This window comes from Rhodococcus sp. NyZ502 (assembly GCF_041464245.1).
GTDB lineage: Bacteria > Actinomycetota > Actinomycetes > Mycobacteriales > Mycobacteriaceae > Rhodococcus_F > Rhodococcus_F qingshengii.
In genome coordinates this window covers 4,311,113-4,332,032 of the sequence record NZ_CP167155.1, presented here as the reverse complement: position 1 = coordinate 4,332,032, position 20,920 = coordinate 4,311,113, and the positions used below count along the sequence as shown (strand labels likewise).

Genomic DNA, 20,920 nt, shown 5'->3' with positions numbered 1-20,920 from the left:
CGTGGTCAATCACCTGGAGGGACGAATGACGGAGGCGCGGGCACATCGCCAGTTCGGTTCGACCGAACATCTGGCCAGCGAGGCAATCGCTGCCTACGTCGACGGAGAACTCCGAATGCAGGCCTACTTGCGGGCCTCGCATCACATCTCGATCTGCGCCGAGTGCGCTGCGGCCGTCGATGCTCAGCAGCAGGCACGTGGTGCGCTGCGTCGAAGCGGCGAGATGACGATGCCGTTGTCCCTGGTGGGACTTCTCAGCCAGATTCCTTCGTGCAACAGTCCGACTACCGGGCCGAATTCGGAAAACGCCGACAGTTCCGTCGGTAATCAACCCGCCGGCTTCTCCACCATCAGCAAGAGGTTGTCCCGTCGCTGGCGCAAATGACGCCGCGCGCCAGCGTCCCGGCGCGGATCAGTGATACTGGACCATGTGACTGACGGAAAAAGGGGGCACTCCGGAGTGAGTTCGGATTCTTCGGCAAACGGTTCGGTGGACAGACCGGCAGATGCGCCGGTTCTCGACCCCCGTCCGGTCTATCGACCCCAGATCGATCCGGCCTCGCGCCAGGTGTTCGGTCGGCCGAGTGGAGTCGAGGGCTCGTTCACTCCGATTGCCACGCGATCGACCCCGTCTTCCGACGTCGTGATCGGGAATCCGGACCCGGTTCTGGCCGAAGCGTTCGGTCGACCGGCAGACGCCACCGAGTCGATCGGTCGCGATCCCGAGGCGTCGGCGAACAACACACCCGACGAAGAAACGCCGCGTGATCCGTGGCGTGATCCTGAATCCGCCGTCTCGCTCGGCAAGCCCGCAGAGTCCGAGGCGCCGGTGCAGTTGCCTCCCGCCCAGAAACTCGACGTGCGTGAGCTGTTGTTCGGTCGCAAGGTCGCCCCCTCGGCACTGGCCGCGCTTGCGGGCATTGCGCTTGTCATCGCTCTCGTCGGTGGGTTGCTTGCCACTGTCATCACTGCCGATCGCAGTTCACTCACCAGCTCACGTGTCACGCTCGTTCAATCCGGCGGTGGGGAACAGCCGGAGTCTCAGGTGGCGAAGGTCGCCGACGCGGTACTGCCATCCGTGGTGTCGATTCAGGTCGCCGTCGGCGACCAGGGCAGCACGGGTTCCGGTGTGGTCATCGACGGCGCCGGATACATCGTCACCAACAACCACGTGATCTCCTCGGCCGTTCCGCCCGCTCAGGACGCGAAGATCCAGGTGATCTTCTCCGACGGAACCAAGACCGACGCCCAGATCGTTGGACGTGACGTCAAGACAGACCTCGCAGTGCTCAAGGTGTCGGCGAACAATCTGACGGTCGCTCAGCTCGGAAAATCCGAGGATGTTCAGGTGGGCGACGACGTCGTCGCCGTCGGCTCACCGCTCGGATTGAGCAAGACTGTCACCCGCGGGATCGTCAGTGCACTGAACCGGCCTCTGCGGTTGTCGGGTGAAGGCACTGACACCAACGCCGTCATCGACGCCGTCCAGACCGACGCGGCGATCAATCACGGCAACTCCGGTGGTGCGCTCGTCGACGACGAAGCCCGCGTCATCGGCATCAACACCGCAATGCTCAGTGAGTCCGGTGGTTCGGTCGGGCTCGGCTTCGCGATTCCGATCGACACGGTCACCGAGGTGGCTCAGACCATCATCCGTGACGGCAAGGTTCATCACCCCGACATCGGCGTGAATGCCCGCACCGCGGTCAATGACGCGACCAGTGGTGCTGCGGTGGCCAACGTGCGCGACGGCAGCCCCGCTCAACGTGCGGGGATCGTCGAGGGTGACGTCATCGTCAAGGTCGGTGACCGACCGGTGACAAGCGCCGACGAATTGGTGGTTGCGGTCAACGCGACGACCGTCGATCAGCCTGTCAACGTTCAGTTGATCCGCGACGGACGGCAGGTCGACATTTCGGTCACGCCGGTGTCGGACTGATCGGCCCCTGCGATCTTCCTGTGAGGTTGATCAGGACATGCGCGCACCGAGCGAGCACACAGTAGGCTGACCCTGTGTTTGGCAACATCGGTTGGGGCGAGTTCATGATCCTCCTCGTAGCGGCTCTGGTCATCTTGGGACCTGAGCGGCTTCCTGGTGCGGTCTCCTGGGTCACGAAATCCCTGAGGCAGGTGCGCGAATATGCTTCGGGCGCTTCCAATCAGCTCAAGGAAGAACTGGGTACCGATTTCGAGGATCTGCGTAAACCGCTCGCAGATCTGAACAAGCTGCGCGGAATGACGCCGCGCGCTGTGATCACCCAGCACCTCCTCGACGGCGACGACTCCATCTTCACGGGCAACTTCGACAAGAAGCCGCAGAGCGGAGTGCAGGAGCCGAAGACGCTGTCGAAGGACAAGCCACTCACCGCCGGCGAACGTCCTCCTGTGGACTTCGACGCAACCTAGATTCGACATACGCAAGGGCGCCTGTCACCGATCGGTGACAGGCGCCCTTCCGTATGAGGGGGTTCTACAGGTTGCGAACCGTGTTGATACCGAGCGACATTCCGGCCAGCCCGCGCTGACGGACGGCCAACTTGTCGGCGATGTCCTTGAGTGCGATGGCTGCGGGTGAATCGGGAGCGCTGAGGACGATCGGCGTCCCGGCGTCGCCTGCCTCGCGGACGGACGGATCCAGCGGGATCTGTCCGAGAAGCGGAACCTTGGCGCCGACGGCCTTCGTGAGGCGATCGGAGACGGTCTGCCCGCCGCCTTCGCCGAAGACGTCCATACGGGTGCCGTCGGGAAGTTCGAGCCAGGACATGTTCTCGACGACGCCGGCGACGCGCTGGCGGGTCTGCAGGGCGATCGCGCCCGCGCGCTCGGCGACCTCTGCAGCAGCCTGCTGCGGTGTGGTGACGACCAGGATCTCGGCGCTCGGGATGAGCTGAGCCACCGAGATGGCGATGTCACCGGTGCCGGGCGGCAGATCGAGCAGCAGCACGTCCAGATCGCCCCAGAACACGTCGGCGAGGAACTGCTGGAGCGCGCGGTGCAGCATCGGTCCGCGCCAGACGACAGGTGTGTTGCCCTGGGTGAACTGCGCGATGGAGATCATCTTCACGTCGTGGGCGACGGGCGGCATGATCATGCGCTCGACCTGAGTCGGCTTGGCGTCGGTGCCGAGCATGCGGGGGATCGAGTGGCCGTAGATATCCGCGTCGAGTACACCCACGGACAGTCCGCGCGCGGCCATTGCTGCCGCGAGATTGACTGTCACGCTGGACTTTCCGACGCCACCCTTGCCGGAGGCCACGGCGTAGACGCGGGTGAGTGAACCGGGCTGGGCGAACGGGATGACGGGCTCGGCGGAATCGCCGCGAAGCGACTTGCGAAGCTCGGTTCGCTGAGCGTCGTCCATGACGTCGAGTTCGACGCGAATCGCACCGACCCCGGCGACATCGGCGACGGCCTTGGTGACGCGTTCGGTGATCTCGGTGCGCATCGGGCAGCCGGCGGTCGTGAGATAGATGCCGATGTCGACGCTGTTGTCACTGGAGAGGGAGATCCCCTTGACCATCCCCAGTTCGGTGATGGGTTTGCGGATCTCTGGGTCCAGAACTCGCGCGAGCGCGGAGCGAACGTCGGACTCGGTCAGTACAGACATGACTCCATGGTAAGTCCAGGTAGGTCAGTGGATGCGCGGCAGGTCCGATGCGGCGGGCACGATGCCGGTGGAGTACCCGAGCGACCAGGCCAGAACGTTGGCGACGTAGGCGGCCGAGTTGTTGTAGCGGTGGATCGCGGAGGCAACCTGCGTGACGTCCTGCATGTTGAGTCCGCCGTCGCACAGGTACTTGCCGGTGGTCAGTGCGGAGTCGAAAAGGTTCTGCGGGTCGGCGATTCCGTCACCGTTGCCGTCACCGGCGTACTGGTTCCACGTGGACGGGATGAACTGCATCGGGCCGACTGCGCGGTCGTAGACGGTGTCGCCGTCGAGGGCGCCGCCGTCGGTGTCCATGATGACGGCCTGGCCGGGGAGGCTGCCGTTGAGTGGCAGGCCGATCACGGGCTTGTAGAGGTTGCCGTTCGCGTCGGCGTCCTTGCCGTCGTTGGCGTGGCCGGATTCGACGCGGCCGATACCGGCGAGGAGCGTCCAGTGCATGTTGCAGTTGGGCTTCTCGACAGCGAGGATTCGCTCGGCGTTCTGGTAGGCGGCGACGCTCACGCTCGGGATTCCGAGTGCGCCCTCGGCCATCGAGGCGGGGAGCGGGGGAGTTGCCTGCACGGGAGCCAGCGGCGCGGGTTCCGGCGCGGGGGCGGGAGCCGGCTCGGCGATTGCTTCGACGGCGGGCAGAATCTGCGCCTGCGGTTCCTGCGTGGCTTGTGCGGCGGTATCCACCGTTTCGGCGGAGCTGGTGTTGAAGAACGGGACCTTGGGAGCGGCGCCGGCCGTGTTGGCTGCGGTGACGAGTCCGATAGGGATGAGTCCGGTGAGCGCGATGACCGAATTTCGACGGATGTGCGAATCTGTCTTCTTGCTGTGCCGACCCACTGTGTATGCCTCCTGAACCTCCGCGAGGAGGTTTTCCGTTCAACTGACGGAGTCGAGGCTACCTGATTTGTTGCGTTTCCGTTATTCAACCGTGATCTAGAAGGGCAGTTTGGGGCATATGCACTGTTCTTTCGTGATTTTTCGGTTACAGAGCGGGCATGCCGGGTAGGCCCGGGAAGAACGGCACGAATGCCGGAGCCGGGGCCGGAGCGGGCTCCGGTGCGGGTGCGGGTGCCGGTGCGGGCTCCGGAGAGGGGGCGGCGGGTGGAGAGGATTCCGCGGGAGCCGCGTCGGTGGTGGCGGGTGCCGTGGCGGCCACTGCCATGCCCGGGATCGTGCACGGCAGAAGGATGCCGTCCTGCAAGGCGTCGAGGGCTGCGGGGTCCGGAAGGATCACACACATGTCGTCGGGCCAGCGCCATCCCTCGGCCGTCAGAATCGGCCACACGAGACCCCGTGAGGTGAGGACGGGGAGCGGGATGATCGGACCGGGAGCTGCGTTCCGGGCGGCGTTGGGTCCCGGAGCGGGGCTGGTCGGCATGACGCCCGGCGGGATCAGTGCCTGGATCTCGGGTGAGAGTGCAGGCATGTCCGGCAGACCCGGGAAGAGGGGAGTGGTGGTCGGGGTCGGCGTCGTCGACGCTGATTCCTTGTCGCCGGCCGCCGGATCGGTAGCCGCAGCCGCGGCGAGTACGGCCGAAGCGGCGGAGTCTGCCGAGGCGGCGGCGTTGATCGCGGAGCTGCCGGTGTTGATGCCCGAGGTGTACGGCAGCTGACCGGAAGGAATGACACCGTTCTTGTATGCCGTCGACCACATGATCACGTTTGCTGCGTAAGCGGCCGAGTTGTTGTATCGCAGAACAGCTTTGGTCTCCTGGGCGACATCGCGCAGGTTGAGTCCGCCGCTGCAGAGGTACTTCGCTGCCGAGAGCGCCGCATCGAAGACGTTGTTGGGGTCCTTGATTCCGTCCCCGTTGCCGTCGCTGGCATATCCGGCCCAGGTGGCCGGAATGAACTGCATCGGCCCGACGGCGCGGTCGTGAGTGGGGTCGCCGTCGATTGCGCCCTTGTCGGTGTCCCGAATGACTTCGTTGCCTGCCAGCCGTCCGTCGAGGACGGGGCCGAGGATCGGGGTGACCGTCGTACCCACCGAGGTCGTCTTGCCGCCGTTGGCGTGACCGGATTCGATGCGTCCGATGCCGGCCAGAAGATGCCAGGGGATTCCGCATCCCGGTGCCTCGGTCATCATCACCAGCTCCGCGGAGCGGTACGCGTTCAGGACGATCTCGGGGATGCCCAGAGAGGTGAGGACGACGGCCGCAGCGTTGGGCGCTGCCGGGGCGCCGGCGACTGTATCGCTGGGCGGGGCCGATCTTTGCGTTCGGACCGTGCGGGGCGTCGGGAGGAAGTCGACAGAGTCCGGCTGCGCAATCGAGGCGGAGCCCGCCAGTGCGATCGGAACCTGTGACCCTCCGGTCGGTGCGCTTCCGGCAGTGAGGGCCGCTGGACCTGTGACGACGAGCAGTCCCCCCACCAGTGTGGATGCTGCAATCATTCCGCGTACTCGCACGATTCCCCTTTGCTGGCGCTCCCGCTCCGGAGTACCCACCGTGATATCCATATTGCTGTGACTTACGTTACATATCGGTCACGGTGCGTGCAGCAAAACTCAGCGAACGCTCAGCTAGTTGTGACTTTGTTTCGCAGTATTCGAGTCACGGTGCTTCTTCTTCGGGGTCGGTTCGCCGTCGGCAGCAAGGATCGACTTGATCTCCTCGAGCTCCCGTCGCAGGTAGTCGCGGGTGGCAACCTCGCCGACGGCGATACGCAGAGCTGCGAGTTCTCGGGCGAGGAATTCGGTATCCGCCTTGGTTTGCTCGGCGCGTGAGCGGTCCTCCTCAAGCGAGACCCGGTCGCGGTTCTCCTGACGGTTCTGGGCCAGGAGGATCAGCGGCGCCGCGTAGGCGGCCTGGGTGGAGAAGGCCAGGTTGAGCAGGATGAACGGGTACGGGTCCCACTGCAGGGCCACCGCGAACACGTTGATCAGGATCCAGACGATCACGATGATCGTCTGGATTGCGAGATAACGCCCGGTGCCGAGGAAGCGGGCGATGCGTTCACTGACGCGCCCGACAGCTTCGACGTCGAAATCGAGATTGAACCGGCGGCTTCCGCGGGGCGTTTCCAGTCGTTGCCGTGCGGTCGTGCTCGACGCCCGTTCGCTCATCGGAGTAGTTCCTCGTCGTCGGAGTAATCCTCACGCCAGTCTTCCGGCAGGAGGTGATCGAGCACGTCGTCGACCGTCACGGCCCCGATCAGGTGGTTCTCGTCGTCCACGACCGGCCCGCATACCAAGTTGTACGTCGCGAAATATCGGGTGACCGACGCCAACGAGTCGTCCGGGGCCAACCGGGGCATGTCGGTGTCGAGTAGTCCGCCTACCAGGCTGGCGGGAGGCTCGCGGAGAAGCTTTTGCAAGTGGACGCAGCCGAGATACCGCCCGGTCGGAGTCGCCGTCGGCGGACGTACGACGAAGACCATGCTCGACAGCGCCGGGGTCACGTCGTAGTTGCGGGCGCGGGCAAGGGCCTCCGCGACCGTCGTCGAGGCCGTCAGTACCACCGGTTCGGGCGTCATCAGACCACCGGCAGTGTCCGGGGAATGCTCGAGCAGGCGTCGAACAGGTTCGGAATCCTGCGGGTCCATCAACTGAAGCAGTGACTCGGCCTCGGTTTCGGGCAGCTCGCCCAACAGGTCGGCGGCGTCGTCGGGATCCATCGCTTCGAGTAGATCGGCGGCGCGTTCGACTTCCAGGTGCATCAGCAGATCGGTCTGGTCGTCCGCCGGCAGTTCCTGCACGACGTCGGCGAGGCGTTCGTCGTCGAGCGCCACGGCCAGTTCGTGGCGGCGCTTCTCCGGCAGTTCGCGCATGGCGTTGGCCACATCGGCGGGTCGCATGCCTTCGTACTGGAGAAGCAGGTGAGCTACGCCCTGGCCGGGGAGTGAGAGGTCGCTCTGGGTGAGGCCGGCGACGTGCTGCCAGTCGACGATGTGAATCGCCGCGCGTCGACCGAGGCGTCCGCGATGGCCGCGAACCGCGACCTTGGAGACCACCCAGTCTCGCGTCCGCGTCGATTCGATTCCGAGATCGACGACTATCGTGTCGACGCCGTGAAGCTCCTCGAGTTCCGGGTCGTCCACGCGCACATGCGAATCGAGTACCTGCGCCAGAGCGAGCACTTCGCCCGGGCGCTGGTTGAAGCGCCGCAGACTGACGTTGCCGGTGGTGAGGGTGACTGCACTCGGTTCGATTGCTGTCACACGCAACATCGGAACGAAAATACGTTTGCGCGTGAACATTTCGATCACCAGACCGAGAACGCGGGGTTGCTGGCGTCCGATGCGGACCGTGATGACGACGTCGCGCACACGACCGATCGATTCGCCGTCCGGGCCGAGTACAACCAGGCCGGCAAGCCTGGCTGCAAATACCTTGCCTGCTGCTGCCATGATTGCAAGGCTAATTCGTCCAGCGTCAAAATCTGTAACGGCGCCACCGAAAATCGAGAAGGGCAGTCCGCAATGACTTCACGCAACCGTTCCCGTCGATCGGTATTGGCAGTTCCCGGCAGCAGTCGGAAGATGATCGACAAGGCGAAGGGATTGCCCGCCGACGAGATCTTTCTCGACCTCGAAGATGCGGTGGCGCCGCTGGCGAAGCAGGCGGCCAGGGAGTCGATCGGCGACGCGTTGGCCGAGGACGGGTGGGGCAAACAGGTCAAGGTCGTCCGGGTCAACGACTGGACCACCGAATGGACGTATGCCGACGTCGTGGAGGTGGTGGGCCGCGCCGGAGCGCATCTGGACGCCATTCTGCTGCCCAAGGTTCCCGATGCGAGTCACGTCCAGGCGCTCGATTTGTTGTTGACGCAGGTCGAGAAGGCCAACGGTCTCGAGGTCGGCAAGATCGGGATCGAACCGCAGATCGAGAACGCGATCGGCTTGACCAACATCGACGCGATCGCCACCGCGAGTCCCCGCGTCGAGGCGCTCGTGTTCGGCCCGGCCGACTTCATGGCGAGCTTGAACATGCGAACTCTGGTCGTCGGTGAGCAACCGGACGGCTACGACCGCGGTGACGCGTATCACCACATCCTGATGACCATCTTGATGGCCGCGCGGGCGCACGGCGTCCAGGCCATCGACGGGCCGTACCTGCAGATCCGCGACGTCGAGGCTTTCACTCGGTCGGCTGCGCGAACGGCAGCGCTCGGTTTCGACGGCAAGTGGGTTCTGCACCCCACGCAGATCGAGGCGGCCAACGAGGTGTTCAGTCCGCGCCAATCCGACTACGACCGTGCGGAACTCATCTTGGACGCGTACGCGTTCCACACCTCGGCTGCCGGGGGAGGGCGGGGCGCCGTCATGCTCGGCGACGAGATGATCGACGAGGCGAGTCGCAAGATGGCACTGGTGATTTCGGCCAAGGGCCGCGCCGCGGGGATGACGCGCACCTCGGAATTCACGCCGCCCGAACACGCCTGACGCTCGCATAGCCGAACGAATCAGGTCTGTAAAGGGCACAATAGGGGGTAGATGTACTTGCGTCATCCGCGTGGATGACGTGCCCGAAAAGAGGAGCGCAGCCAGCCATGTCCAATCCGCTCGGTCAATCGTCGAATGGGTCGCGCCGTGGAGCGTTGCCGACACCGCCTTCGGGATGGCCCATCGGGTCGTACCCCACCTACGCCGAGGCGCAGCGCGCAGTCGATTACCTCTCCGATCAGGAATTCCCGGTTCAGGACGTCACGATCGTCGGCGTGAACCTGATGCAGGTCGAGCGAGTTCTCGGTCGGTTGACGTGGGCCAAGGTGATCGGTGGCGGCATCGTCTCCGGTGCTTGGCTCGGTGTCTTCTTCGGCCTGGTGCTCGGAATCGTCACCGGTGGTTTCCTCGCTCCGCTGATCGCGGGCATCGTGGGCGGCATCATCTTCGGTGTCATCTCCACGACGATTCCGTACGCCGCGACGCGTGGGCAGCGGGACTTCGCCTCGACGATGCAGTTGGTCGCCGGACGTTACGACGTACTGTGTGAGCCCAAGACGGCGGAGTCGGCGCGCGACCTGCTCGCCAAGCTCGCCATCTGACATTCTCGCTCGGGCTGCCAACTTGTGTGATCTCGGTTACTTTATGTACACGCGGGCGAGGTAGTACTCGCTTCCCGTGACCGTTTGCCGGACAAGGAAATAGGTCCCTTCTCCGGCAAAAGTGCCGATGTGTGGTGCGTCGGCCAGCCGTAACGACTGCGCCGTCTCGCCGCCCGAGGAGGACGGCTGTGCAGAACAAGAGATCGCGGGCGGGACAGAAGAAGAAATTGCGGGCGGGGCTGCTCGGCGCGGCAACATTGTTGTTGGCGCCCTTGCTCAGTGCGTGCGGATCGGACAATGACGACGGCGTGGTGCTGTCCTTCTACACCGCTGCCGACGGCGCCGAGCAGTATGCGGAGGCCGCCGCCAATTGTTCGGCGGCGTCGAACGGCGCGTACCGGGTCGAGCAGAAAACTCTGCCCAAGGGTGCCGACGACCAGCGACTTCAGTTGGCCCGGCGTCTGACCGGCAACGACAAGTCACTCGATCTGATGACGCTCGACGTGGTGTGGACTGCCGAATTCGCCGAAGCGGGATGGGCATTGCCGCTTCCTGACGACGTGGCGGCCGAGGTCAGCAACGGGACGCTCGAGGGTCCGCTGGAGTCGGCGAAGTGGCAGGACCAACTCTATGCGGCGCCATTGAACACCAACACCCAATTGCTCTGGTATCGAAAGGATTTGATGCCGGACGGGCAACCACCCCAGACCTGGGATCAGATGATCGACATCTCCGAAGGCCTGGCCGCGGAGGGGCGCCCCAGCTGGATCGGTGTGCAGGGCAAGCAGTACGAAGGATTGATGGTCTGGTTCAACACCCTTCTCGCCAGTGCCGGCGGATCGGTGGTGGGGCCGGACGGAACAACCGTGACGGTGGCCGACGGTGATGCTGCCCAGCAGGCGTTGACCGTCATGAAGCGCGTCGCTACCGCCAAGGGTGCGGATCCCTCGATCTCGCAGGGGGATGAAGCGTCGTCGCGACTGGGTATGGAGAGCGGCAAATCTGCCTTCCAGGTCAACTGGCCGTTCGTGCTGCCCGGCATCATGGAGAACGCCGAGAAGGGCGATCTGCCGTACATCGACGACAAGGGCAACGTCACCAGTGAGAACACCGGAAACACGGTGCTCACGGTGAACGGAGAACGGAATTTCCTTGCCGCTCCGTATCCCTCGGTGATCGAGGGTAAGCCGGCCGAGGTCACGATCGGCGGCTTCAACGTGGCGGTGGCCAAGACCAGCCAGCATCCGGACCTCGCTTTCGATGCGCTGACCTGTCTGCGTAACGAGGAGAATCAGCGCAACAACGCGGTAGCCGGTGGCGTTCCGCCGACTCTCGAGAGCCTGTACGACGACCCGGCGTTCCAGGAGGCGTACCCGGCGTGGCGTGAGGTTCGCGACAGCCTGGACACCGCTTCGGTTCGGCCGGTTTCTCCTGCCTATCAGAGTATTTCGACGCTCATCACTGCCACGCTGAACCCTGTGGGAAACATCGATCCGGAATCGACCGTGAACGATCTTGCCGAGCAGGTACGCAAGGCAGTCAATTCCGAGGGGCTGATTCCGTGACGATCGACAGCGAAAATTCGGGAGCTGCACCAACAGTCGCGACGCCATCGCCGGAGCCGAAGCACTCCGCGAAGTCGAAGATGTCCGACGGAAAGGCGGCTGAGCGTCGACTCGGTCTCTGGCTGGTGGCCCCGGCCGCGATTCTCATGATCGCGGTGACCGCGTATCCGGTGGTCTACGCCGTTTGGCTGAGTTTGCAGCGCTACGACCTGCGCTTCCCGGATCAACGAAAGTTCGTGTGGTTCGACAACTACGTGTCGGTGCTGACCGACGGTTACTGGTGGCAAGCGTTCGCGGTGACGACGTCGATCACGGTTGTCTCGGTCGTCATCGAGTTCGTTCTCGGACTGACCATCGCACTGGTGATGCACCGAACGATCGTGGGTAAGGGGCTCGTCCGCACCGTTGTGCTCATCCCGTACGGCATCGTCACCGTCGCGGCGGCATACAGCTGGTACTACGCGTGGACGCCGGGGACCGGCTACCTCGCCAATCTCCTGCCCGACGGCAGTGCGCCGCTCACCGACCAGATCCCGTCGCTCGCGATCATCGTCCTTGCCGAGGTCTGGAAGACGACGCCGTTCATGGCGCTGCTCCTGCTCGCCGGCTTGGCGCTCGTGCCCGATGACCTTCTCAAGGCGGCTCAGGTGGACGGCGCCGGCGCGTGGACCCGGTTGGTACGCATCATCCTTCCGCTGATGAAGCCCGCCATCCTCGTCGCTCTGCTGTTCCGCACACTCGACGCATTCCGCATCTTCGACAACATCTACGTGCTCACGAAGGGAGCGAACGACACCGGGTCGGTGTCGATTCTGGGTTACGACAATCTGTTCAAGGCATTCAACTTGGGCATCGGATCCGCGATCAGCGTGTTGATCTTCGTGTGTGTGGCCGTGATCGCGTTCATCTTCATCAAACTTTTCGGTGCTTCGGCTCCCGGATCCGATACGGAAGGACGCTGACATGACCGTGACTCCCAGACTCAAGATCAGCTGGTCCGTCGTCAACCTTCTGGTCTTGCTGTACGCGTTGGTTCCCGTCCTGTGGATTGCGAGCCTGTCCTTCAAGCCCGCCGGAACCATCAAGGACGGCAAGTTCATTCCGGAGAAGTGGACCCTGGACAACTACCGAGGAATCTTCGACACCAGCGCCTTCACCAGTGCTCTGATCAACTCCATCGGCATCGGACTCATCTCGACGGTCATCGCCGTGGTGATCGGAACCATGGCTGCTTACGCGATTGCGCGCCTGGATTTTCCGGGCAAGAAGCTGCTGGTGGCTGTTGCCCTGCTGATCGCGATGTTCCCGCAGATTTCATTGGTGAGCCCGCTGTTCGACATCGAACGACGGCTCGGACTCTTCGACACCTGGGCCGGACTCATCCTGCCGTACATCACCTTTGCGTTGCCGTTGGCGATCTACACGCTCTCGGCGTTCTTCAAAGAGATTCCTTGGGAACTCGAAAAGGCGGCGCAGATGGACGGCGCGACTCCGGGGCAGGCGTTCCGGAAGGTGGTGGCTCCACTGGCCGCGCCCGGCATCGTCACTGCGGGAATCCTGGTGTTCATCTTCTGCTGGAACGACCTGTTGTTCGCGATTTCGCTGACGTCGACCGAACGCTCCATCACCGCCCCTGCGGCCATCGCAAACTTCACCGGCGCTTCACAATTCGAGGAGCCCACCGGGTCGATCGCCGCGGCCGCCATGGTCATCACCATTCCGATCATCATCTTTGTTCTGTTCTTCCAACGTCGTATCGTGGCCGGGCTTACTTCCGGCGCAGTGAAGGGATAAGCCTGTGGCCGAGATCGTGCTGGACAAGGTGACCAAGCTGTACCCGGACGGAGCCAAGGCGGTCAGTGATGTCGACATCACCATCGCCGACGGAGAATTCATCATTCTCGTGGGCCCGTCCGGTTGTGGAAAATCCACGACGCTCAACATGATTGCCGGGCTGGAAGACATTTCGACCGGTGAGTTGCGGATCGCGGGTGAACGCGTCAACGAACGCGCCCCCAAGGACCGCGACATCGCGATGGTGTTCCAGTCGTATGCGCTGTATCCGCACATGACGGTGCGTCAGAACATCGCTTTCCCACTGACATTGGCGAAGATGTCCAAGGACGAGATCAACGCCAAGGTCGACGACGCTGCGCGGGTCCTCGACCTCACCCAGCATCTCGATCGCAAACCGGCGAACCTGTCGGGCGGTCAGCGTCAGCGTGTCGCGATGGGACGCGCAATCGTGCGCAGCCCGAAGGCGTTTCTCATGGACGAGCCGCTATCGAACCTGGACGCCAAACTGCGCGTGCAGATGAGGACGGAGATCGCCCGTCTGCAGCAGCGACTCGGTACGACAACGATTTACGTGACCCACGACCAGACCGAGGCGATGACGCTCGGCGATCGGGTAGTCGTGCTGCGCGGCGGAATCGTGCAACAGATCGGTGCGCCGCAGGAACTCTACGATCGTCCGAACAATCTGTTCGTGGCGGGATTCATCGGGTCCCCGTCCATGAACTTCTTCCCCGGACAGTTGACGGCCGACGGTGTGAGCACGCCGATCGGCGATGTTCGCCTGCCAGCGGCGGCGCAGTCGAAGATCTCGGGCAGCGGTTCGGGCAAGGACGTGGTGGTCGGTATCAGACCGGAGCATTTCGAGGACGTGGCGCTGGTCGATGCAGCGCAGAAGCCGCACGGCGGGACGTTCACCGTCGACGTCGACGTGCTGGAATCGATGGGTTCGGACAAGTACGCGTATTTCCTCGCTGGTGGCCCCGCCGTCAATTCTCGTGAACTCGAGGAACTCGCCGCCGATTCGGGAACGGCCGTCGCTGGTGGCGGTCAACTGGTTGCCAGGCTCTCGTCCGAGTCCACGGTGGCCCAGGGCAGGTCTGTCGATCTCTGGTTCGATCCCGCCAAGATCGCAGTGTTCGACGGCGGTACGGGAGCCAATCTGCTGCTGTGACCTTTACCCGGGCAAGGTGACCGAATACGTCGCGCCCCAGGGGAGCGGTACCTGTTCGGGGCCGGGCGCTGCGTCGGCCGGTTCGGGTAGGGGGACCAGGCGGCCGAATTGTTCGTGATGGGTGGAGGCCGGGGCGGCTTGCGCTGTCCCGGCGACCACGGCGATCGGCGCCGCTGCCAGGGCGCCGGCGACGGCAAATCGAGTGGCGATGCGGCGCTTGCTTGCTCGGGTCGAGATCATGAGCACTCCTGCGTGGTTTCGAGGTTCGGTGAATGCTGTGCCATTCACGGTATTGCGGGTTGATTGTGAAATCTCGTGTGCGAAGCTCATTCACAGGGAACTGGGATGGGCGGCACAGGAGGACAGATGAACGAATCCTCGGTACGAACCGAGCACCTGCCCGGTGGCCCGGACCTCGAGCGGATCATGCGCGAACACGCCTACCGCGGTGCGTACCTCCAACTGACGGTGCGCGGCGCTCTGGTGCTGTTCATCGCCCTGACACTGATTTTCGTCCCGCCGATGAACGACGCGGGATGGTGTTTCGCGATTCTGGGCGCCTATGCACTCTGGTCGGCAGCCGTGGCGCTGTGGATCCGCAAGGGCGGCACCGGCCCGGTGACGATGATCTGGCTCGGCTTGTTCGTCGACCTTGCCGTGCTCGCAACTCTGACATTGCTGACCGGTCTCGCGGCCGAGCAGAGTTGGACCGCCGACATCTTGAGTAACGGGCTCTTCGTCATTCCGGTTCTGGCGTGTACGCAACTGCGGACGGACGTGTGTGTCGGCGTCGTTGCCTGCACGATCGGTGTGTTCTTCGTTTCCAGTTGGGCAACGATGACTTCGAACTCCGAGCCGTGGCCGTCGATCCTGCTGAGCACCATGGCCTTGGCCGGAGTAGGCGCGGGCGCAATCGGACTGACTCGGATTCAAAGATCACGCGTGCTGACCATCGGGCACCTCGTCGGGCATCGCACGAGCCTTCTTGCCGAGCTCATGGGGCTCGAGCAGCGTGAGCGCACGGAACTGTCGGAGCAATTACACGACGGGGCGCTGCAGTACGTCCTCGCGGCGCGGATGGATCTCGACGAATTGGCGGACAGCGCGGAGCCTGTCGCCCTGGCGCGAGCTGGGAAAGCGCTCGGTGAAGCGACAACGCTGTTGAGATCCTCCGTCTCGGAGTTGCATCCCACTGTCCTTGTTCACGTGGGTCTTGCCCGCGCAATCGGGGACCTCGCGCGATCGGCGCAGGGACGCGGCGGAGTAGTGGTCGACGTCGACACTTCGGGCTGGAACGACGATCTGCGCACGTCCGCGGACGACGTCCTGTTCGGCGCCGCACGAGAGCTGCTGGCCAACGTCGTCAAACATGCCGGTGCGCACAATGTTCGGATCGAGCTCGCACGACTGGACCACCGTGCGGTGCTGGTGGTCTCGGACGACGGCCGGGGGATCAGCGTCGATCGGATTGCCGAACGACGGGCCGCCGGCCACATAGGGCTGCTCTCGCACGAGTTGCGGGTGGTTGCTGCGGGTGGCTCGTTCTCGGTCGGGCCGGGTGAAGAGTCCGGAACCCTCGCGCGAGTCGAGATACCGTTCCAGATCGTCACCGAATCCGACCACGAGCGCTGAGGAGTTGTCGATGACACTGATCACCGATCGCGAGCTCAACCTGGCGACACTGGCGAGGCAGTTCCTGCTGCGGAGGGCCGAGGTCAGCGCGTTGGATGCGATCGAGCACCTGGCGGGTCTGCAAGCCCAGGCGCCGACGCCTCCCTATCTGGCGCTGTGGGCGCGGCTGAAGAACTTTGCGGCAGAAGACCTCTCCACCCTTGTCGAGAAGCGCCAGGTGGTGCGGCTTGTTGCCATGCGGGGCACGGTCTTTGCTCTTTCGGCCGCGGATGCGGGTCCCTTCCGGGCCACGGTTCAGACGATCATGGAACGCGATCTCCACACCAACAGCACTCAGCGTGCTGCGCTCACCGGGTTGGATCTCGACGCGCTGGCGCGGGCGGGGCGCGAATTGGTAGCGGACGGGCCGCTCACTCAGATGCAGATGAGACCGTTACTGGCAGAGCGCTTTCCCGGTCACGCGGCCGAGGGACTGGCGCACGGAGTTCGAGGGCTTCTGCCGATGGTGCAGGTCCCACCGCGAGGTCTGTGGGGACGATCCGGAGCACCGGCACTGACGACCTTGGAGAATTGGCTTGGCGCAGAGGTGAGTTCATCGCCGGATCCCGACGCGATGGTGCTGCGCTATCTGGCTGCCTTCGGCCCCGCGAGCGTGAAGGACGCTCAGGCGTGGTCGGGTCTGACCAGACTCGCCGAAGTATTCGAGCGGCTACGACCCGGCCTGGTCACCTTTGTCAACGCGAAAGGGGCCGAGGTGTTCGACCTGCCGGACGCGCCACGACCGACCTCCGGAACACCGCCGGTCAGAATCCTTGCTCCGTTCGACAACATCCTGCTCTCGCACGCCGACCGCTCGCGAATCATGGACGAGCAGTACCGAACTCGTGTCTTCACCGTCAACGGCATCATCAAGCCCGCCATCCTGGTGCGCGGAAAGGTGGTGGGATTCGCGACGGTGACGCCGGACAAGGAGACGGTCGAATTGGGCGCGACTCTGTTTGCGCAGCAACCGAAGACCGCGCTCGCATCCATCGAGAAGGAAGCGCGTGCGTTGCTGAAATTCATGCACCCGAAGATCCCGAACCGTGAGGTGCGGTTCGCTGTCGCTACGTAGCGGGCTTGTGCTTTCGCGGTGCTCGATCGCGTAGTTCGGCCACGATCTCGTCGTTCCACATGTGCCGCCGCACCAGTCGGTACCGCTCCCGGGCGATCCACAAGTAGGCCTCGGCGTCGGTGTGCTCGGGCAACATGTCGGCACCCCGCAGCATTCGCACGACGGGCAGAAACTCCTCGCCGAACCAGCGGCGGGCGACGGTGTCTCGGCCGAGGAACTCACCCTTCTCCTGCATGAGCCGAAAACCCCACGCCTCCACACACTCACTGAGTTCGGCGTACTCCCACGGGTCGGTGACCTGGACGGCTTCGCGTTGTGAACCCTGCAGCGGAACGCGGGTGAGGAAGAGTCGACGATGATCCTTGATGAGCAGATCAGCGCGCTGAGTGATGCCTTCCGGCGAGATACGCGTGATGATCTCGGTGACGTACGCGTCGATTGTCTTCTGGTGCATCGCACACGCAATGGACACTCGGTGGTGCCCGTCGATCACGAAATGCATGGAGCCGACGCGATACAACTGAACAGGTGGTACCGATTCGCCGCGTCGTTGCGCCACCGCAAGTCGCTCCCAACGAGCGCGCGAGTGAGTGGACGTCGGACGGAAGTACCTGTCGAAATCACCTGTGCGGTCGACACTTCCGACTATTGATTCGATGGTGACGACCTGCAGCCCCAGAGACTTCTCGCCGACCTTGCCCAGAGCTGCGACAACCTCGTCGAACGGCAGGATCGCGTTGACGTCGTCGGGTTCGCGTCGTAGCCAACTGACCAGACGGGCAACGTCGGCACGTCGACGCTGACGAGCGAAGTCGTTTTCCGCGTCGGCTGTGGGAAATCCGGTGTCACGAGCCATGTCGGCGCCTCACGATCGTCGGCGGAGTACCTGGGGAAATCTCCATCAGCGTGAAGCCGACGGTATTGAGCACGATAGTCCGGCCTACCTCCAGATCGAGAGGGGTTCGCCCGTGCGGGTGGATGTGTCCGTGGACCATCACCGTCGGATCGAGGTTGTGAATCAAAGGCGTGAAGCATTCGAACCCTCGATGTGGCCGATCCTCGGCGTCGCCGACACCGCGGGCGGGACTGTGGGTGAGCAGCACATCCACGCCCGCCCGGCCGCCGGGAAGCCGCGATTGCCAGGCGTTTCGCCAGGCGAGCGAGCGAGCGCGTCGGCTCTGCTGGCGCTCGGACCACTGATTGGAACCCGTGTTGTATCGGATGGAACCACCGAGGCCCGCGATCCGCAGACCGGCGACGGTCACGATGCGTCCGTCGGCGTTGACTGCGCCGGTAGGCCCTGGCCACTGCGCAGGCATCCCGGCCCGCGTCCAACCCGATCTCTTGTTCGAATATCCGGACAGATCGGCGTCGTGGTTTCCGGGAACGAACACGCAAGGCGCATTCAGTTGGTCAGACAGGTACTCCAGATACGCAAACGGCAGATCGCCCGCGCCCAGGATCACGTCGACTCCGAGTGAACGAACCTGACTGCTCCACAGGAATTCGACAGTCTCGTCGCTGACAGCGAGAACGGAGACCATTTCGACGACGCTACCGCCACCGCGAGGTATCTGCGCTGCGAACCTCGCGGGCACGGTGTTTAGATGGACGAGTGTCAGACAGCGTCGTATCTTCCGTCCGGGCCCATCTCGTCAGCAGCATCGAGGGGCCGGACCCCACCGCGGCCTCAGTGACGTTCCTCGGTGTCGAACCGCTGGACGTGCTGCGTTTCGAATCACCCGACGGCCTGGTCCGCTACGTCACACTGGGGTGCTCGCGTCATCCGATGGGCGACCCCAACGAACTGGTCGCAGACCCCACACGCGGACCCCGCGCCGAGTTGGTACTCACGCTGCGCGGTGGCACCGGTGTGGCGTCAGGTGTGGCCAGGACGCTCGCGGTGCTGGCCGCGGCGCCGTCCGTCGAAGGCGTCGTGCTGCTCGAGGACGCACTGTTGGACCTGGGCGAGCCGCTGTGGAAGGACACTGCGTTCACGGCGGTGCTTCTCGGTGACAGCGGGATCGAAGACCTGACGCTGCCGGAGCCGTTCGACCCGGTGCGCTTCCTTGGTGTGGTCCCCCTGACCGGTACCGAAGCCGCCTGGGTGCGTCTGCGCGGCGCGGAGGCACTGAGGGAAGCGTGGACCGAGGCGGGGATCGACATCCGCGATCCGCACCGTTCCGCTGCCTCGCTCTAGCTGCGCTGGCGCTTTGTCCGTCAGATCATTCGGCGTGCACGAGGATGTCCGCCAAGTTCTCGAGACTTACCCGAACCGTCCGTGAAAATGCTTTCGTGACGATCGGGTCGGCCATCTTGCCGAATACTCCTCCCAGGCCGCTTTCGCTGTCGAGTCGGTAGGTGACCCGAGTGCCGTCACCGACTTCTTCGCAGGTCGTGGTCTGCGAGAAGCTGACCGGACTTTCGACGGACGTCGATTTCGACGATCTCGGTGGGTCGTACTCGGTGAATTCGGATGTCCACTCGAGACGCTTGCCCAGGATTCGCGAGACACCGTGCCAGCGGCTTCCCACGCCCATCGGGCCGTCGGTGATCTGTTTGCACTCGACCATCGAATTCTCCCAGTTGGGCCAGTTCTCGGCGACGGCGATGTACTCCCAGACGTCCTTGGGTGGCAACGCGATCTCCACGGATTGCTCGACTGTAGGCATGGTTGCTGCTCCACTTCTCCTTGGATCTGAATTTGCTTGTCGCAAAATGGATTTCGGGAACGTAATGAAAATGCGTACCCATATCCATTGTCCGCCTGCGACGGTGGCAAGTACAGGGAGTCAGCGTGCGAGGTTCACAGCCAGTTGTTGCGACGGAAGAGAAAGAACAAGCCGACACACACCGACGCGATGAGGAACAGGATGGACTGATAGCCGTACTTGTAACCGAGTTCCGGCATGTTCTCGAAGTTCATCCCGTAGATACCGGCAACGCCGGTCGGCACGGCGGCGATAGCGACCCACGCGGAGATCTTGCGCATGTCGGTGTTTTGCTGCACCGCGATCTTCGCGAGTGCGGCGTCGACCAGCGAACTCAACACCTCGTCGTATTCCGAGATACGTTCGGCCACGATCGTGTGGTGATCTCGTACGTCACGGAAGTATCGCCGGATCTCCTTCGGGACGAGGCCGCCCGCGGGCTGGGTCAGCTGGAGCAGTGGCAATCCGAGTGGAGTGACCGAGCGTCGTAGTTCGACGATTTCACGTTTGAGCAGGTAGATGTGCTCGACGGCAACGGTGTTCCGCGGGTTGAACACCAACTCTTCCATGCTGTCGACGTCCTGTTCGACGAGTTGGATGACGGAGAGATAGCTGTCTACGACGTGGTCGGTGATCGCGTGCAACACCGCGAACGGGCCCATGGTGAGGCGCTCGGGGTTCTGCTCGAGTGACTTGCGCACGCTTGCCAGTTCGGAGTTATCCCCGTGCCGGACGGTCACCACGAAGTCGGGGCCGACGAACACCATGATCTCGCCGGTTTCGACGATCTCGCTCGCCGTCGCGACGGACTCGTGCGGCACGTAGACGACCGTGCGCAGCACCAGGAACATGACGTCGTCGTAGCGTTCGAGTTTCGGGCGCTCGTGTGCATGGACGGCATCCTCGACCATCAGCTCGTGGAGTCCGAAAGTTGCTGCTACATCTTGCATCTGACCTTCGTCGGGAGCGTGCATGCCCACCCAGACGAACGCGTTGTCGCGACTACGAACCTCGGCCAACGCAGCGCGGTGCGTGTACTTGCCCGGCAACCGCACGCCGTCCACGTAGACCGCGCAGTCGACGATCGCGCGGGCTGCCGGAACGGGGATCTTGGGCGCATCGGCTTGCGTCGATTTGCCGTTCGACCAATTCGGCAGTGACGGCATGGTTGGCACGCTCGCTCCTTCTCGGTCTGTAATGCAGTGGAACGGCAGGGGAACGGCACTACAGCGACACCTGATCGAATTGCGCTGCCGCTGCGGCGTAATCGTACGTCAGCTTCCGGCTC

Annotated in this window: 22 protein-coding genes; 12 read left to right on the top strand and 10 right to left on the bottom strand. The window is 63.8% G+C overall.

The window, feature by feature from the left end:
- Window positions 1-25 precede the first annotated feature (25 nt).
- The 3 genes from ACBG85_RS19750 to tatB all read left to right on the top strand — a co-directional run bounded on the left by ACBG85_RS19750 (window position 26) and on the right by tatB (window position 2,406).
- Window positions 26-385, top strand: coding sequence for a hypothetical protein (locus tag ACBG85_RS19750; RefSeq protein ID WP_003945180.1), 360 nt, complete (start codon window positions 26-28; stop codon window positions 383-385).
- 75 nt (window positions 386-460) lie between these two features.
- Window positions 461-1,939: a S1C family serine protease gene (locus ACBG85_RS19745; RefSeq protein ID WP_058037426.1), complete on the top strand. Its 1,479-nt coding sequence runs from the start codon at window positions 461-463 to the stop codon at window positions 1,937-1,939.
- Between the two features lie 74 nt (window positions 1,940-2,013).
- Window positions 2,014-2,406 (top strand): Sec-independent protein translocase protein TatB, encoded by a 393-nt coding sequence (tatB, locus tag ACBG85_RS19740; RefSeq protein ID WP_003945177.1) that lies wholly within the window; start codon window positions 2,014-2,016, stop codon window positions 2,404-2,406.
- A 64-nt stretch (window positions 2,407-2,470) separates the two neighbouring features.
- Here tatB and ACBG85_RS19735 read toward each other — a convergent pair whose 3' ends face one another.
- The 5 genes from ACBG85_RS19735 to ACBG85_RS19715 all read right to left on the bottom strand — a co-directional run bounded on the left by ACBG85_RS19735 (window position 2,471) and on the right by ACBG85_RS19715 (window position 8,005).
- Window positions 2,471-3,607 (bottom strand): Mrp/NBP35 family ATP-binding protein, encoded by a 1,137-nt coding sequence (locus tag ACBG85_RS19735; RefSeq protein WP_003945178.1) that lies wholly within the window; start codon window positions 3,605-3,607, stop codon window positions 2,471-2,473.
- A gap of 24 nt (window positions 3,608-3,631) precedes the next feature.
- Window positions 3,632-4,495, bottom strand: a complete 864-nt coding sequence (locus tag ACBG85_RS19730; protein ID WP_003945171.1) for a lytic transglycosylase domain-containing protein — start codon at window positions 4,493-4,495, stop codon at window positions 3,632-3,634.
- 145 nt (window positions 4,496-4,640) lie between these two features.
- A complete protein-coding gene (locus ACBG85_RS19725; protein WP_058037427.1) occupies window positions 4,641-6,050 on the bottom strand; it encodes a lytic transglycosylase domain-containing protein in 1,410 nt (469 codons plus the stop codon).
- A gap of 129 nt (window positions 6,051-6,179) precedes the next feature.
- Complete coding sequence (locus ACBG85_RS19720; protein ID WP_003945067.1) at window positions 6,180-6,722, bottom strand: DUF1003 domain-containing protein; 543 nt, start codon at window positions 6,720-6,722, stop codon at window positions 6,180-6,182.
- Window positions 6,719-8,005, bottom strand: a complete 1,287-nt coding sequence (locus tag ACBG85_RS19715; RefSeq protein WP_003945077.1) for a magnesium transporter MgtE N-terminal domain-containing protein — start codon at window positions 8,003-8,005, stop codon at window positions 6,719-6,721. Before ACBG85_RS19715 ends, ACBG85_RS19720 begins: the two co-directional genes overlap by 4 nt.
- Before the next feature lie 72 nt (window positions 8,006-8,077).
- On the opposite strand from ACBG85_RS19715, the gene ACBG85_RS19710 reads away from it, so the two are divergent.
- The 6 genes from ACBG85_RS19710 to ACBG85_RS19685 all read left to right on the top strand — a co-directional run bounded on the left by ACBG85_RS19710 (window position 8,078) and on the right by ACBG85_RS19685 (window position 14,175).
- Complete coding sequence (locus ACBG85_RS19710; RefSeq protein ID WP_020908461.1) at window positions 8,078-9,040, top strand: CoA ester lyase; 963 nt, start codon at window positions 8,078-8,080, stop codon at window positions 9,038-9,040.
- A 107-nt stretch (window positions 9,041-9,147) separates the two neighbouring features.
- Window positions 9,148-9,642, top strand: coding sequence for a general stress protein (locus ACBG85_RS19705; protein ID WP_003945065.1), 495 nt, complete (start codon window positions 9,148-9,150; stop codon window positions 9,640-9,642).
- A gap of 227 nt (window positions 9,643-9,869) precedes the next feature.
- Window positions 9,870-11,207 carry an ABC transporter substrate-binding protein gene (locus ACBG85_RS19700; RefSeq protein ID WP_030536939.1) on the top strand — a complete coding sequence of 446 codons (1,338 nt, stop codon included), beginning with the start codon at window positions 9,870-9,872 and terminating at the stop codon, window positions 11,205-11,207.
- Between the two features lie 80 nt (window positions 11,208-11,287).
- Entirely contained in the window at window positions 11,288-12,169 is an 882-nt protein-coding gene (locus tag ACBG85_RS19695; RefSeq protein ID WP_044480569.1) for a carbohydrate ABC transporter permease, read from the top strand.
- A 1-nt stretch (window position 12,170) separates the two neighbouring features.
- Complete coding sequence (locus ACBG85_RS19690) at window positions 12,171-13,001, top strand: carbohydrate ABC transporter permease (protein WP_003945075.1); 831 nt, start codon at window positions 12,171-12,173, stop codon at window positions 12,999-13,001.
- Between the two features lie 4 nt (window positions 13,002-13,005).
- Window positions 13,006-14,175 carry an ABC transporter ATP-binding protein gene (locus ACBG85_RS19685; protein WP_003945069.1) on the top strand — a complete coding sequence of 390 codons (1,170 nt, stop codon included), beginning with the start codon at window positions 13,006-13,008 and terminating at the stop codon, window positions 14,173-14,175.
- Window positions 14,176-14,178: 3 nt separating this feature from the next.
- Here ACBG85_RS19685 and ACBG85_RS19680 read toward each other — a convergent pair whose 3' ends face one another.
- Window positions 14,179-14,415, bottom strand: a complete 237-nt coding sequence (locus ACBG85_RS19680) for a hypothetical protein (protein WP_007736112.1) — start codon at window positions 14,413-14,415, stop codon at window positions 14,179-14,181.
- Between the two features lie 126 nt (window positions 14,416-14,541).
- Between ACBG85_RS19680 and ACBG85_RS19675 the strand changes: the two genes are divergently transcribed.
- The gene (locus ACBG85_RS19675) at window positions 14,542-15,807 is read left to right on the top strand and encodes an ATP-binding protein (protein ID WP_312639026.1); all 1,266 of its coding nucleotides are present in this window, start codon (window positions 14,542-14,544) and stop codon (window positions 15,805-15,807) included.
- Window positions 15,808-15,817: 10 nt separating this feature from the next.
- Window positions 15,818-16,921 (top strand): winged helix DNA-binding domain-containing protein, encoded by a 1,104-nt coding sequence (locus ACBG85_RS19670; protein ID WP_341513611.1) that lies wholly within the window; start codon window positions 15,818-15,820, stop codon window positions 16,919-16,921.
- Here ACBG85_RS19670 and ACBG85_RS19665 read toward each other — a convergent pair.
- Entirely contained in the window at window positions 16,914-17,777 is an 864-nt protein-coding gene (locus tag ACBG85_RS19665; protein WP_003945080.1) for a hypothetical protein, read from the bottom strand. The two genes, ACBG85_RS19670 and ACBG85_RS19665, sit on opposite strands and share 8 nt — an antisense overlap.
- Window positions 17,767-18,465, bottom strand: coding sequence for a metallophosphoesterase (locus ACBG85_RS19660; protein WP_372027885.1), 699 nt, complete (start codon window positions 18,463-18,465; stop codon window positions 17,767-17,769). The genes ACBG85_RS19665 and ACBG85_RS19660 overlap by 11 nt, the downstream gene beginning before the upstream one ends.
- Before the next feature lie 71 nt (window positions 18,466-18,536).
- Here ACBG85_RS19660 and ACBG85_RS19655 point away from each other — a divergent pair, with 71 nt between their 5' ends.
- Window positions 18,537-19,121, top strand: coding sequence for a suppressor of fused domain protein (locus tag ACBG85_RS19655; protein ID WP_007736116.1), 585 nt, complete (start codon window positions 18,537-18,539; stop codon window positions 19,119-19,121).
- Between the two features lie 25 nt (window positions 19,122-19,146).
- On the opposite strand, the gene ACBG85_RS19650 is transcribed toward ACBG85_RS19655, so the two are convergent.
- Both ACBG85_RS19650 and ACBG85_RS19645 read right to left on the bottom strand, forming a co-directional pair.
- Complete coding sequence (locus ACBG85_RS19650; RefSeq protein WP_007736117.1) at window positions 19,147-19,593, bottom strand: SRPBCC family protein; 447 nt, start codon at window positions 19,591-19,593, stop codon at window positions 19,147-19,149.
- Window positions 19,594-19,727: 134 nt separating this feature from the next.
- Window positions 19,728-20,798, bottom strand: coding sequence for a magnesium and cobalt transport protein CorA (locus tag ACBG85_RS19645; protein WP_372027884.1), 1,071 nt, complete (start codon window positions 20,796-20,798; stop codon window positions 19,728-19,730).
- Between the last annotated feature and the right edge of the window lie 122 nt (window positions 20,799-20,920).

Coding starts and splice junctions, on each gene's coding strand:
- ACBG85_RS19645 (WP_372027884.1), bottom strand. CDS start 20,798: ATGCCGTCACTGCCGAATTGGTCGAACGGCAAATCGACGCAAGCCGAT.
- ACBG85_RS19650 (WP_007736117.1), bottom strand. CDS start 19,593: ATGCCTACAGTCGAGCAATCCGTGGAGATCGCGTTGCCACCCAAGGAC.
- ACBG85_RS19665 (WP_003945080.1), bottom strand. CDS start 17,777: ATGGCTCGTGACACCGGATTTCCCACAGCCGACGCGGAAAACGACTTC.
- ACBG85_RS19660 (WP_372027885.1), bottom strand. CDS start 18,465: ATGGTCTCCGTTCTCGCTGTCAGCGACGAGACTGTCGAATTCCTGTGG.
- ACBG85_RS19690 (WP_003945075.1), top strand. CDS start 12,171: ATGACCGTGACTCCCAGACTCAAGATCAGCTGGTCCGTCGTCAACCTT.
- ACBG85_RS19720 (WP_003945067.1), bottom strand. CDS start 6,722: ATGAGCGAACGGGCGTCGAGCACGACCGCACGGCAACGACTGGAAACG.
- ACBG85_RS19710 (WP_020908461.1), top strand. CDS start 8,078: ATGACTTCACGCAACCGTTCCCGTCGATCGGTATTGGCAGTTCCCGGC.
- ACBG85_RS19680 (WP_007736112.1), bottom strand. CDS start 14,415: ATGATCTCGACCCGAGCAAGCAAGCGCCGCATCGCCACTCGATTTGCC.
- ACBG85_RS19735 (WP_003945178.1), bottom strand. CDS start 3,607: ATGTCTGTACTGACCGAGTCCGACGTTCGCTCCGCGCTCGCGCGAGTT.
- ACBG85_RS19695 (WP_044480569.1), top strand. CDS start 11,288: ATGTCCGACGGAAAGGCGGCTGAGCGTCGACTCGGTCTCTGGCTGGTG.
- ACBG85_RS19675 (WP_312639026.1), top strand. CDS start 14,542: ATGAACGAATCCTCGGTACGAACCGAGCACCTGCCCGGTGGCCCGGAC.
- ACBG85_RS19750 (WP_003945180.1), top strand. CDS start 26: ATGACGGAGGCGCGGGCACATCGCCAGTTCGGTTCGACCGAACATCTG.
- ACBG85_RS19715 (WP_003945077.1), bottom strand. CDS start 8,005: ATGGCAGCAGCAGGCAAGGTATTTGCAGCCAGGCTTGCCGGCCTGGTT.
- ACBG85_RS19670 (WP_341513611.1), top strand. CDS start 15,818: ATGACACTGATCACCGATCGCGAGCTCAACCTGGCGACACTGGCGAGG.
- ACBG85_RS19725 (WP_058037427.1), bottom strand. CDS start 6,050: ATGATTGCAGCATCCACACTGGTGGGGGGACTGCTCGTCGTCACAGGT.
- ACBG85_RS19705 (WP_003945065.1), top strand. CDS start 9,148: ATGTCCAATCCGCTCGGTCAATCGTCGAATGGGTCGCGCCGTGGAGCG.